Genomic DNA, 12,055 nt, shown 5'->3' on the forward strand with positions numbered 1-12,055 from the left:
CTACAGATACCCCTCCGCCTGCAGCCGGAACAGCTGCGCGTAGCGGCCTTCGGCGGTGAGCAGCTGCGCGTGGCTGCCCTGTTCGAGGATGCGCCCGTGTTCCAGCACGATGATCTGCTCGGCGCTGCGCACGCTGGAGAAACGGTGCGAGATGAGGATGGTCATCTTGCCCGCGGCGTGCTCGCGGAAGCGTGCGAACACCTCGGCTTCGGCGGCGGCGTCCATCGCGGCGGTGGGTTCGTCGAGCACCAGGATGTCCGCCGAGCGGCGCATCCACGAGCGCGACAGGGCGATCTTCTGCCATTGCCCGCCGGAGAGCTCCTGGCCGTCGCGGAACCAGCGGCCGAGCTGGGTCGCGTAGCCCTGATCGAGGTCGTCGATGAAGTCGCTGGCCATGCCGCGTTCGGCGGCTTCGCGCCAGCGCTCCGGATCGTCGAAGGCCTCGACGTCGCCAACGCCTAGGTTCTCGCCGACGCTCAGCTGGTAGCGGGTGAAGTCCTGGAAGATCACCCCGATCCGCCGCCGCAGCGCCTCGGCGTTCCAGTCCTGCAAGTCGCTGCCGTCGAGCAGCACGCGCCCCTCGCTGGGCGCATACAGACGCGTCAGCAGCTTGATCAGCGTGGTCTTGCCGGAGCCGTTCTGGCCGACCAGCGCCAGGCTGTGGCCGGGCTCCAGGTGCAGGTCGATGCCCTGCAGCGCCGGCCGGCTGGCGCCCGGGTACTGGAAGCCGACACCCTCGAAGCGCAGGCCGTCGCCCGGCAGCACGCCGGCCTGCAATGCGCCGCGTTCCTCGGCGACCGGCTGTTCCAGATAGTCGTAGAGATTGGACAGGTAGAGGTTGTCCTCGTACATCCCGCCGATGGCGGACAGGCTGCTGGCCACGGCGGACTGGCCCTGGCGGAACAGCAGCAGGTACATGGTCATGTCGCCCAGGCTCAGGCGCCCGCCCACGGTGTCCAGCACCACCCAGGCGTAGGCGCCGTAGAACGCCAGCGTGCCCAGCAGGCCGAGGCCGAAACCCCAGCCGTCGCGACGCAGGGTCAGCGCGCGGTCCTCGGCGTAGAGCTTGGCGAAGATCTCCCGGTAGCGTTGCAGCAGCAGCGGGGCGAGGCCGAACAGCTTCACTTCCTTGACGCTGTCCTCGCGCGCCAGCAGCGTCTCCAGGTAGTTCTGCATGCGTGATTCGGGAGAGCGCCAGCTGAACAGGCGGAAGGCATCGCCGGAAAACTTCGCTTCGGCGAAGAACACCGGCAGCGCGCCGGCCAGCAGGATCAGCAGCGCCCAGGGTGAGAAGCCGATCAGCAGCACGCCGAAGCTGATCAGCGACAGCGCGTTCTGCGCCAGGGCGAAGGTCTTGTTGACCAGCGCCAGCGGTCTCACCGAGGCGTCGCGACGCGCGCGCAGCATCTTGTCGTAGAACTCGGAATCCTCGAACTGCGCCAGCGACAGGCGCTGCGCCTTCTCCAGGATCAGCAGGTTGACCTTCTGCCCGAGCAGCGCGCGCAGCAGGGCCTGTTGCACCGACAGCCCGCGCTGCGCGGCGGCGATCGCGGCGACCACGCCGGCCTCCATCAGCAGGTAGCGCAGCACCGGCCACAACGGCGCCTCGCCCTGCACGCGGTGCAGTTCCATCGCCGCCACCACCGCATCGACGATCTGCTTGCCCAGCCAGGCGGCCAGCGCCGGCAGCACGCCGGCCACCAGCGTCGCGGCCATCAGGCCGAGGGTCAGCGGCCGCGAGGTGCTCCAGACCAGCGACAGCGCGCGGCCGGCATAGCCGAGCAGGGTGGCCGCGCGGGGCAGGCGGGTTCGCGGAACGGCGGGGGCGACGCTGGGCTTCATGGAGGACGGGACTTTGGCTCAAGGGTGGCTGGGGGCCGTCGAGGTTCGGTTCGCGGCAACGCGGCTCGCGATGCACGCTCGACAGCCCCTAGTGTTTCACAGCCGCGCCCGGCCTGGCTCAATCCAGCTGCGCCAGTTGCTCCAGGGTGACCACGCTGGCGATGCTGCCGAGCAGGCGGATCGAGTCGACGTGGTCGGCCAGGGTCGCGGCGGCGCAGGCTTCCTCGAGGATCAGCACCTCGAAGTCGCGATCGTGGGCATCGCGGGCGGCGCTCTGGATCGCCATCGCCGTGCTCACCCCGGCGAGCACCACGCGGGTAACGCCGCGGGCGCGCAGGGCCGGCTCCAGGCCGGTGCCGTGGAAGGCGTTGACGCGTGGTTTGACCAGTACCATGTCGGCCAGCGCGGACTCCAGCACCGGGTGGAATTCGGTGCCTGGCGAGCCGATCTCCAGCACGCCCATTTCCTTCGCCTTGCCGAACAGCCGGGAATGCCTGGGCAGGTTCGGATAACCCTTGTCGAAGCCGACCTTGACCAGCACCGAGAGCCAGCCCTTGCGCCGTGCGATGGCCAGCGCGTGGTTGGCCTTGGCGATCACGTCGCGGTCGATGACCTGCTGCGCGGCGGCGGCCATCCTGCCGCTGGGATGGGTGATGTCGACGATGTAGTCCAGGCCGATGAATGCGGTAGTCATGCGTACTCCATTTTTCGGGGAACACCCTCATTGGATACGCGCCGCGCGGATGATTCACCGCAGCGGCTCAGCCAGCCGACGACCGTCCACCTTGCCCGCGCGCGTCGTGCCATGCCTGCCGTTGCGCCGCGTCGTGGAAGGTCCAGGCGACGAAGCGGCTCTGCTTCTGGCCCTGCGCCATCTCCACCGTGCACTGCTGGTGCGCGCCGGCGCGTTTCAACGCGGCGCTCACCGCCGGCAGGTTGGATGCCTTGGACACCAGCGTGCTGAACCACAGCACCTGGCTGGCGCAGGCGGCGCTCTCGGCGATCAGCCGGCTGACGAAGGCCACCTCGCCGCCCTCGCAGTAAAGCTCGTTGCTCTGCCCGCCGAAGTTGAGCGTCGGCAGCTGGCGGCTCGGGTCGAGCTTGCCGAGGTTGCGCCATTTGCGCTGGCTGCCGCGCGTGGCTTCGTCGCGCGTGGCATGGAACGGCGGGTTGCAGAGCGTCAGGTCGAAGCGCTCGTCGGCGTGCAGCAGGCCCTGGAGAATCTGTTCCGGGCGTTCCTGCAGGCGCAGCGCGATGGCCTTGTCCAGGCGATTGCTGCGCAGGATCACCCCGGCGGCCTTGAGCGCCACGCGGTCGATGTCCGAGCCGAGGAAGCGCCAGCCGTAGTCGGCGTGGCCGAGCAGCGGGTAAATGCAGTTGGCGCCGCAGCCGATGTCCAGCACACGTACCCCGGCGCCGCGCGGGATTTCAGCGCCGTTGTCGGCGGCGAGCAGGTCGGCGAGGCCGTGCAGGTAGTCGGCGCGGCCGGGAATCGGCGGGCACAGGTAGCCGGGCGGAATGTCCCAGTGGGCGATTCCGTAGAGCTGCCTGAGCAGCGCGCGGTTGAACACCTTCACCGCTTCCGGGTTGGCGAAGTCGATGCTCTGCTTGCCGTACGGATTGAGGATGACGAAGGCCGCCAGCTCCGGGCTGCTGGCGATCAGCGCGGGGAAGTCGTAGCGACCCTGGTGGCGGTTGCGCGGGTGCAACAGGGGCTTGGTGGCGGCGGGCTTGTTCGGCATGGCGGGTTATCGGTTGGCGCGGCGGGGCATTGTCCCACAAGCCGCGCCGGCCGCGCTGTATCACCGCATCGCCATCGCTCCGCCCTGCGTAGGGTGCGCCGCGCGCACCGTCACCGCGCTAGAACGGAAACAGCCAGGGCACCATCGCCACGCTGACCGCCATCACCAGCAGGGTGAAGGGCACGCCGACACGGACGAAATCGCCGAAGCGGTAATGCCCCGGCCCCAGCACCAGGGTGTTCACCGGCGAGGAGATCGGCGTCATGAACGCCGCCGACGCCGCCAGTGCGACGATCATGGCGAACGGGTAGGGCGAGGCGCCTAGGCGTTCGGCGGTGCTCAGCGCGACCGGCGCCATCAGCACCGCGGTGGCGGTGTTGGAGATGAACAGGCCGATCAGCGCGGTGACCACGAACAACCCGGCGAGCAGCGCGCGCGGGCCGGCGTCGCCCAGCGCGCCGACCAGGCCGTTCACCGCCAGCTCGATGCCGCCGGTTTTCTGCAACGCCAGGGCGAACGGCAGCATGCCGACGATCAGCAGCAGGCTCTGCCAGTGGATCGCCTTGTAGGCGCTGTCCATGTCGATGCAGCGGAACGCGCCCATCAGCAGGCAGCCGATCAGCGCGGCGATCACGTTCGGCACCAGGCCGCTGACCATCAGCGCCACCATCACCGCCAACGCCAGCAGCGCGTGCGGCGCCTTGCGCGCGGCCGGCGCCACTTCGTCCACTTCCGCCGGCAGGCTGAGCACGAGGAAATCCCGACCCAGGCTCTGCAACCGGTGAATTTCCTTCCAGGCGCCGGCCACCAGCAGGATGTCGCCGGTCTTCAGCTTTTCGTCCACCAGCAGGCCGTCGAGCGCCTCGCGGTTGCGCCGCAGGCCGACCACGTTGAGCTTGTGGCGGCTGCGGAAACCCAGTTCCTGGATGGTCTTGCCCGGCAGTTCGGAGTCCGGCGGCAGCGCCACTTCGGCCAGGCCGAGCACATGGGAGTGGATGCTGTAGTAGGAGGTCTGCAACGGCAGCGGCTCCAGGCCGAGTTCGTCGTAGGCGCCGAGCAGGGCGATGGCCGGGCTGGCCAGGTCGATCAGCAGGATGTCGCCGGGCAGCAGCTCGGTGTTGCCGGTGGCCATCAGCAGCAGGCTGCGGAACTTGTGCTGGCGCTCGACGGCGATCACGTTGATGCCGTACTGCTGGCGCAGCTCCAGCTCGTTCAGCGCCTGGTTCGCCAGCCGCGAGTCGGCGCGCACGCGCAGGCGCCGCTCGCGTTCGCTCAGGCGATAGCTCTGCGCCAGGTCGGCGAGGGTGCGCCGGGCGTCCTGCTCGCCGTTTTCCGCGTCGCGACTGCCCAGCCAGCGCCGCGCCAGCAGCAGGTAGCCGATGCCCAGGGCAAGTATCGTCAGGCCGATCGGCGCGAAGGCGAAGAAGCCGAAACCGGCCAGTCCTTCGCGCACCAGCTCGGCGTGCACCACCATGTTCGGCGGCGTGGCGACCAGCGTCAGCATGCCGCTGATCAGCCCGGCGAACGCCAGCGGCATCAACAGGCGGCTGGCGGCCACGCGCATCCGCGCGGCGACGCCGAGCACCACCGGGATGAAGATCGCCACCACCCCGGTGGAACTCATCACCGAGCCGAGCCCGGCGACCATCAGCATCAACAGCACCAGCAGGCGCGTCTCGCTGCTGCCGGCGCGATGCACCAGCCAGTCGCCGAGGCGATAGGCGATGCCGGTGCGCACCAGGCCGTCGCCGATGACGAACAGCGCGGCGATCAGCAGCACGCTGGGGTCGCTGAACCCGGCGAGCACCTCGTGCAGTTCGAGAATGCCGGTGAGCGGCAGGGCGACTATCATCAGCAGCGCGACCACGTCCACCCGCGGCCGGTTGCGCACGAACAGCGTGATGCACAGGACGAGCAGGGCGAGGACCAGCAGCAGGTCTTTATTCATCGTCGGACGGTCGATTGGCGGACGGCGAAGGGCTCACGGGTACTCCAGGACCGCCTTGATCATCGGCAGGTGCCGCTCGATCCAGCCCTTGTCGATGGCGCCCCAGTCACGAATCGCGTAGCGCCCGGCGTTGTTGCGCTCGCCTTCCTGCTGCTCGAAGACGCACTGGATATCCAGGTCGGCCAGCGCCGCCAGGGTGTCCTGGGCGGTGCGCCGCGGCATCCCGGTGGCCTCCGTCAACGCCGGCACGCTGGTCGCCGCGCCGCTGTCGATCAGCCAGGCGACGTAGAGGCGACGGTAGAAGCTGGTCTTGGTCTTGCTGACGTCCATTCCGAGTGTCCTTGAATGCCTCTGGAACAGGCGGCCTTTCGCCGCCCACCTAATGCACAAGGCCCGCGGGTGCGGGCCTTGGCGGCGTTACAGGCTGGCGATCTTGTGTCGCTGTTCGGCGAGGTTGGCCAGCGCCTGTTCGGCTTCGGCGAGTTTGGCGCGCTCCTTGTCGATGACGTCGGCGGGCGCCTTGTCGACGAAGCCGGCGTTGGACAGCTTGCCGCCGACGCGCTTGACCTCGCCTTCCAGGCGCTGGATTTCCTTGTCCAGGCGCCCCAGTTCGGCGGCCTTGTCGATCAGGCCGGCCATCGGCACCAGCACCTGCATGTCGCCGACCAGCGCGGTGGCGGACATCGGCGCGTCCTCGCCAGCGGCGAGCACGCGCACCGATTCCAGCTTGGCCAGCTTGTTCAGCAGCGGCGCGTTGTCGTTCAGCCGGCGCAGGTCCTGCTCGCTGGCATTGGCGACGATGATGTCGATGCGCTTGGCCATGGAGATGTTCATCTCGCCACGGATCTGCCGCACGCCGAGCATCAGCGTCTTGACCCACTCGATGTCGCCTTCGGCGGCGGCGTCGATGCGGCTTTCGTTGGCGACCGGCCAGGGTTGCAGCATGATCGTTTCGCCGCTGACGCCGGCCTGGGCCTTGATGCGCTGCCAGATTTCCTCGGTGATGAAGGGCATGAACGGGTGAGCCAGGCGCAGGATCACTTCCAGCACGCGTACCAGGGTGCGGCGGGTGCCGCGCTGGCGTGCCAGTTTATTTGCGTTCTCGGCCGCTTCCGGCGTCCTGCCTTCAGCGGCACTCGTACCTCCCTGTACAGCGTCCCACAGCACCGGCTTGACCAGCTCCAGGTACCAGGCGCAGTACTCGTCCCAGACGAATTCGTAGAGCGCCTGGGCGGCCAGGTCGAAGCGGAAGGCGTCGAGGTGGCGCGTCACGTCCTGCTCGCAGCGTTGCAGCGCGGAGATGATCCAGCGGTCCACCGAGGACAGCTCGACCGGCTCGCCATTCACGCCGGTGTCCTGGCCATCGGTGTTCTCGATGACGAAGTTGGCGGCGTTCCACAGCTTGTTGCAGAAGTTGCGGTAGCCCTCGACGCGGCCCATGTCGAACTTGATGTCGCGACCGGTGGAGGCCAGCGAACAGAAGGTGAAGCGCAGCGCGTCGGTGCCGTAGCTGGCGATGCCTTGCGGGAACTCGGCCTTGGTCTGCTTGGCGATCTTCTCGGCCATCTTCGGCTGCATCAGGCCGCTGGTGCGTTTCTCCAGCAGCGCGTCCAGCGAGATGCCGTCGACGATGTCCAGCGGGTCGAGCACGTTGCCCTTGGACTTGGACATCTTCTGCCCCTGGCCGTCGCGCACCAGGCCGTGCACGTAAACGGTCTTGAACGGGATCTGCCCGGTCAGGTGAGTCGACAGCATGATCATCCGCGCGACCCAGAAGAAGATGATGTCGAAGCCGGTGACCAGCACGTCGGTGGGATGGAAGGTCTTCAGGAAGTCGGTCTGCTCGGGCCAGCCGAGGGTCGAGAAGGTCCACAGTCCGGAGCTGAACCAGGTGTCGAGCACGTCGTCGTCCTGGCGCAGCGGGGTGTCTTCCAGGCCGTGTTTGGCGCGTACTTCGGCTTCGTCGCGGCCGACGTAGACGTTACCGGCCTCGTCGTACCAGGCTGGGATGCGGTGGCCCCACCAGAGCTGGCGGCTGATGCACCAGTCCTGGATGTCGCGCATCCAGCTGAAGTACATGTTCTCGTACTGCTTGGGCACGAACTGGATCTCGCCACTCTCGACCACGGCGATGGCCTTCTCGGCCAGCGGCTTGGTTGAGACGTACCACTGGTCGGTCAGCCAGGGTTCGATGACGGTGCCGGAGCGGTCGCCCTTGGGCACTTTCAGCGCATGGTCCTCGATCTTCTCCAGCAGGCCGAGCGCCTCGAAGGCGGCGACGATGCGCTTGCGCGCCTCGAAGCGGTCGAGGCCGGCGTATTCGGCCGGCAGGCTGCCGTCGAAGTCGGCGTCGACGCTGCCGTCGATGTGGAACGCCTGGGCGCTCGCCAGCACGGCGGCGTTCTTGTCGAAGATGTTGATCAGCGGCAGGTTGTGGCGCTTGCCGACTTCGTAGTCGTTGAAGTCGTGAGCCGGGGTGATCTTCACGCAGCCGGTGCCGAACTCGGGGTCGCAGTAGTCGTCGGCGACGATCGGGATGCGCCGGCCGAGCAGCGGCAGTTCGACGAACGTGCCGATCAGCGCTTGGTAGCGTTCGTCGTTCGGGTTCACCGCGACGGCGGAGTCACCGAGCATGGTTTCCGGGCGGGTGGTGGCGACGATCAGGTAGTCCGCGCCCTCGGCGGTCTTCGCGCCGTCGGCCAGCGGGTAGCGCAGATTCCACAGGTGGCCCTTCTCGTCGTGACTTTCCACTTCGAGGTCGGAGATCGCCGTGTGCAGCTTGGTGTCCCAGTTGACCAGGCGCTTGCCGCGGTAGATCAGGCCGTCCTCGTGCAGCCTCACGAAGGCTTCCTTCACCGCTTCGGAGAGGCCGTCGTCCATGGTGAAGCGCTCGCGCGACCAGTCCACCGAAGAGCCCAGGCGGCGGATCTGCCGGCTGATGTTGCCGCCGGATTCGGCCTTCCACTGCCACACCTTGTCGAGGAACTTCTCGCGGCCGAGGTCATGGCGCGACAGGCCCTGGGCGCCGAGCTGGCGCTCCACCAGCATCTGCGTGGCGATACCGGCGTGGTCGGTGCCCGGCTGCCACAGGGTGTTGCGGCCCTGCATGCGGCGGAAGCGGATCAGTGCATCCATGATCGCGTTGTTGAAGCCGTGGCCCATATGCAGGCTGCCGGTGACGTTCGGCGGCGGGATCATGATGGTGTACGGCTCGCCGGCACCCTGGGGGGCAAAATAGTTGTTCGCTTCCCAGGTCTGGTACCAGGAAGTCTCGATGGCGTGCGGCTGGTAGGTCTTGTCCATGCGGTGCGGGACTCTTGAAAGCGGCTGATCAGGAAAGCCGGCAAGTATAAAGGGGATGGCGGGCAGGGCCTAGGCACGCGGAGCGAGGCTGCCGCGTGCGGGCTGTTGCGCGGCGAGGGCGCGTTTTTGCGGCGTTCAGCGCTTGCGTTGCGCCAGCAGGCGATCCAGGCGGGCGTCGAGACGTCGGCGCAGTTCGGCTTCGATCTGCGGCACGAAGTCGTCGATCACGTCCTGCAGCAACAGTTGCGCGGCGGAACGCAGCTCGCCGTCCAGGCGCGCCAGCTCGGCGGCGCCCGGCGAGAGGTGGCGGCGCAGGCTCTGGGCGATCTCGGCCTGCTGCATGGGCGTCTGGGCGAGGTTCGGCTGCGCCAGCGGCACCACTGGCGGTGTCGGGGTGACCGGTGCCTGCGGCGCTTGCATGAGCGGTACGGGTGCCGGTTCGGGTTCTTCCTCGACGACCTCGCAGAGCAGGGGGATCTCCGGTGCATCCAGCGAATCGGTCAGCAGCGGCGGTTCCTGGTCCGGCGGCGTGAGTACGCGGCGGATCGACTCGAGTTCGTCGAGCAGGTGGGCGGGCTTGCGCGGAGGTTGATGGCTGTCCATGGATGGCTTCAAAGGCGAGGCAGGCGGTGGTCCTGCGGAGGATAGCCGCGCTCCCGGTAGAAACGGAAACTCTCGCGGGCCGCCTGACGGATGGCGGGATCTTCCACCACCAGCTCGGCGACCCGGGCGAAGCGCTCGAAAAACGCCGGCACGGCCAGGTCGAGGTTGATCAGCAGATCGCAATGCGCCACGGGCGCATCGCCCAGGCCGAGGGCGATTGGGGCCTGGCTGTCGTCTTCGGCCAGCCCGTGCGGAACGAAGGCCTCGCCCTTGAACGTCCACAACCGCGCATCCAGTGCCTCGCGCTGTTCGGCGTTCTGGCAGTGAAGGTAGATGCGGTGACCGAGGCGCCAGGCCTTCTCGCTGAGCTTGCAGGCGAACTCCACCCGGGCCGCCGGATCGGCGGTGGGGAGCACGTAGAAATCGATCTGGGGCATGGGATTCTCGTCGTGCTGCCCGACGCCTCGCGGCGCCGGGCAGCGGGCACTCAGCCCTGGGTGCGATCCAGCAGGTATTGCGTCAGCAGCGGAACCGGGCGGCCGGTGGCGCCTTTCTCCTTGCCGCCGCTGATCCACGCGGTGCCGGCGATGTCCAGGTGCGCCCACTTGTAGGCCTTGGCGAAGCGCGACAGGAAGCAGCCGGCGGTGATGGTGCCGGCCTTCGGTCCGCCGATGTTGGCGATGTCGGCGAACGGACTGTCGAGCTGCTCCTGGTATTCGTCGAACAGCGGCAGCTGCCAGGCGCGATCGTCGGCGCGGCGACCGGCGTCGAGGACCTGTTCGATCAGACCGTCGTCGTTGCCCATCAGGCCCGAGGTGTTGCTGCCCAGGGCGACGATGCAGGCGCCGGTCAGCGTGGCCAGGTCGATCACCGCCTGCGGCTTGAAGCGCTCGGCGTAGGTGAGGGTGTCGCACAACACCAGGCGGCCTTCGGCGTCGGTGTTGAGGATTTCCACGGTCTGCCCGCTCATGGTCGTGACGATGTCGCCAGGGCGCGTGGCGCGGCCGCTGGGCATGTTCTCTGCGCAGGCCAGCAGGCACACCAGGTTGATCGGCAGCTGCAGCTCCAGCACCGCGCGCAGGGTGCCGAACACGCTGGCGGCGCCGCACATGTCGTACTTCATCTCATCCATACCGGCGGCCGGCTTGATGCTGATGCCGCCGGTGTCGAAGGTGATGCCCTTGCCGACCAGCGCGTAGGGTTGTTCGCCCTTCTTGCCGCCGTTGTACTGCATGACGATCAGCCGCGGGGGCTGCTCGCTGCCCTGGGCGACGGCGAGGAACGAACCCATGCCCAGCGCCTTGAGCTTCTTCTCGTCGTGGATCTCGACCTTCAGGCCGGGATAGGTCTTGCCCAGCGCCTTGGCCTCTTCGGCCAGGAAGCTCGGTGTGCACAGGTTCGGCGGCAGGTTGCCCAGATCCTTGGTGAAGGCCATGCCGGTGGCGATGGCGCGGGCGTGAAGGATGCCGCGCTCGACCTCGGCCTGGGCGAGCTTGTCGGTGATCAGGGTGATCTTCTTCAGCGGGCGCGCTTCGGCCTTCTGGCTCTTGAAACGATCGAACACGTAGGTGCCGTCGGCCAGGGTTTCCACGGTCAGGCGGGCCTTGCCGTAGGCGTCGCGGTTCTTCACCTCGAGGTCGCCCAGGGCGAAGGCCGCGTCGGCGCCGCCGAGGCCTTTGAGCGCCGCGTGCGCAGCGCCCACCAGCTTGCGGAACTGGCGGTCGGAAAGCGGGCTTTCCTTGCCGCAGCCGACCAGCAGCACGCGCTCGGCCTTGAGGTTGGGCAGGCTGTGCAGGAGCAAAGTCTGGCCCGGCTTGCCGGCCAGGTCGCCGCGCTTGAGCAGGGTGGCGATAGCGCCGCCGCTCGCCGTGTCGACCGCCTGGGCGAGGTTGCCGAGTACGCGGCCTTCGCCAACGGGAATCACCAGGGTGGCGGTTTTTACGGTTTCCGGGCGAGCGCTTTTGACTAGGAATTCCATCGAGATTTGTCCCCGAGACAAGGTGTCTGCTATGCAGGAAGGCGACGGCGCATGGGGCCGCCGCGTGATCCGGAAGATGCCGCGAAGACCGTCGGTGCCTTGAACCGGGGGCAGGGCGACGGTCGTGGAGCGAGTCAGTCATGGTCTGTCCGGGGATGCGCTGATCCGTCCGGACGGGTGCTCACCCCGATCTGCGCCGGCGTGTCGCGGTGTGCTCCGTATCCTACTGTCGCGGCGCGCGGATGCCCAGCCTTGGCGCAGCGGATCGCACGCCGATGGAACCCTTGGCGCGCCGGCGGCCTCCAACGGCATGACGCCCCAAGGTGTCTCCCCATAACGGAAACGGAGGCTTTCCATGCTCAAGCACACGCTCACTGCCACCCTGGCAGCTGCCGCCGCACTCACCGCCGGAATGGCCCTGGCCGATCGTCCGGGCGCCGACTGGATCACCATCGACCAGGCGCTGGCGAAAGCCAAGGCCGCCGGTTACACCCAGGTCCACAAGATCGAGGCCGACGACGGCGGTTACTGGGAGGGAGAAGGCGTGAAGCAGGACGGCAAGGTCTACGAGTTCCGCGTCGACGGCAAGACCGGCGACTTCACTCGCGACAAGCTGGACTGATCGACCGCGCCAGCCGA

At 68.0% G+C, this 12,055-nt stretch carries 10 protein-coding genes; 1 reads left to right on the plus strand and 9 read right to left on the minus strand.

The window, feature by feature from the left end; genetic code table 11:
• From BLV15_RS09430 to BLV15_RS09470, 9 genes are all read right to left on the minus strand, one after another.
• Positions 1-1,842: an ABC transporter ATP-binding protein gene (locus BLV15_RS09430; protein WP_090227036.1), complete on the minus strand. Its 1,842-nt coding sequence runs from the start codon at positions 1,840-1,842 to the stop codon at positions 1-3.
• A gap of 118 nt (positions 1,843-1,960) precedes the next feature.
• Positions 1,961-2,536: a cysteine hydrolase family protein gene (locus BLV15_RS09435; RefSeq protein WP_090227039.1), complete on the minus strand. Its 576-nt coding sequence runs from the start codon at positions 2,534-2,536 to the stop codon at positions 1,961-1,963.
• 67 nt (positions 2,537-2,603) lie between these two features.
• Positions 2,604-3,584 (minus strand): 23S rRNA (adenine(1618)-N(6))-methyltransferase RlmF, encoded by a 981-nt coding sequence (gene rlmF, locus BLV15_RS09440; RefSeq protein WP_090227042.1) that lies wholly within the window; start codon positions 3,582-3,584, stop codon positions 2,604-2,606.
• Between the two features lie 118 nt (positions 3,585-3,702).
• Complete coding sequence (locus tag BLV15_RS09445) at positions 3,703-5,532, minus strand: SLC13 family permease (RefSeq protein ID WP_090227044.1); 1,830 nt, start codon at positions 5,530-5,532, stop codon at positions 3,703-3,705.
• Positions 5,533-5,565: 33 nt separating this feature from the next.
• Positions 5,566-5,862 (minus strand): winged helix-turn-helix domain-containing protein, encoded by a 297-nt coding sequence (locus BLV15_RS09450; RefSeq protein WP_090227048.1) that lies wholly within the window; start codon positions 5,860-5,862, stop codon positions 5,566-5,568.
• A gap of 87 nt (positions 5,863-5,949) precedes the next feature.
• A complete protein-coding gene (locus BLV15_RS09455) occupies positions 5,950-8,835 on the minus strand; it encodes a valine--tRNA ligase (RefSeq protein WP_090227051.1) in 2,886 nt (961 codons plus the stop codon).
• 135 nt (positions 8,836-8,970) lie between these two features.
• Positions 8,971-9,438 (minus strand): hypothetical protein, encoded by a 468-nt coding sequence (locus BLV15_RS09460; protein WP_090227054.1) that lies wholly within the window; start codon positions 9,436-9,438, stop codon positions 8,971-8,973.
• 8 nt (positions 9,439-9,446) lie between these two features.
• Entirely contained in the window at positions 9,447-9,875 is a 429-nt protein-coding gene (locus BLV15_RS09465) for a DNA polymerase III subunit chi (protein WP_090227056.1), read from the minus strand.
• Between the two features lie 50 nt (positions 9,876-9,925).
• Positions 9,926-11,416, minus strand: a complete 1,491-nt coding sequence (locus tag BLV15_RS09470) for a leucyl aminopeptidase (protein ID WP_090227059.1) — start codon at positions 11,414-11,416, stop codon at positions 9,926-9,928.
• 355 nt (positions 11,417-11,771) lie between these two features.
• Here BLV15_RS09470 and BLV15_RS09475 point away from each other — a divergent pair, with 355 nt between their 5' ends.
• Entirely contained in the window at positions 11,772-12,038 is a 267-nt protein-coding gene (locus BLV15_RS09475; RefSeq protein ID WP_090227062.1) for a PepSY domain-containing protein, read from the plus strand.
• The last annotated feature ends 17 nt before the right edge of the window (positions 12,039-12,055 follow it).

Source organism: Pseudomonas kuykendallii (assembly GCF_900106975.1).
In the GTDB taxonomy this organism is placed as follows: domain Bacteria; phylum Pseudomonadota; class Gammaproteobacteria; order Pseudomonadales; family Pseudomonadaceae; genus Pseudomonas_O; species Pseudomonas_O kuykendallii.

Bases quoted from the DNA above. Each gene is read 5' to 3' on its own strand.
- BLV15_RS09430 (WP_090227036.1), bottom strand. From the start codon at position 1,842: ATGAAGCCCAGCGTCGCCCCCGCCGTTCCGCGAACCCGCCTGCCCCGC.
- BLV15_RS09435 (WP_090227039.1), bottom strand. From the start codon at position 2,536: ATGACTACCGCATTCATCGGCCTGGACTACATCGTCGACATCACCCAT.
- rlmF (WP_090227042.1), bottom strand. From the start codon at position 3,584: ATGCCGAACAAGCCCGCCGCCACCAAGCCCCTGTTGCACCCGCGCAAC.
- BLV15_RS09445 (WP_090227044.1), bottom strand. From the start codon at position 5,532: ATGAATAAAGACCTGCTGCTGGTCCTCGCCCTGCTCGTCCTGTGCATC.
- BLV15_RS09450 (WP_090227048.1), bottom strand. From the start codon at position 5,862: ATGGACGTCAGCAAGACCAAGACCAGCTTCTACCGTCGCCTCTACGTC.
- BLV15_RS09455 (WP_090227051.1), bottom strand. From the start codon at position 8,835: ATGGACAAGACCTACCAGCCGCACGCCATCGAGACTTCCTGGTACCAG.
- BLV15_RS09460 (WP_090227054.1), bottom strand. From the start codon at position 9,438: ATGGACAGCCATCAACCTCCGCGCAAGCCCGCCCACCTGCTCGACGAA.
- BLV15_RS09465 (WP_090227056.1), bottom strand. From the start codon at position 9,875: ATGCCCCAGATCGATTTCTACGTGCTCCCCACCGCCGATCCGGCGGCC.
- BLV15_RS09470 (WP_090227059.1), bottom strand. From the start codon at position 11,416: ATGGAATTCCTAGTCAAAAGCGCTCGCCCGGAAACCGTAAAAACCGCC.
- BLV15_RS09475 (WP_090227062.1), top strand. From the start codon at position 11,772: ATGCTCAAGCACACGCTCACTGCCACCCTGGCAGCTGCCGCCGCACTC.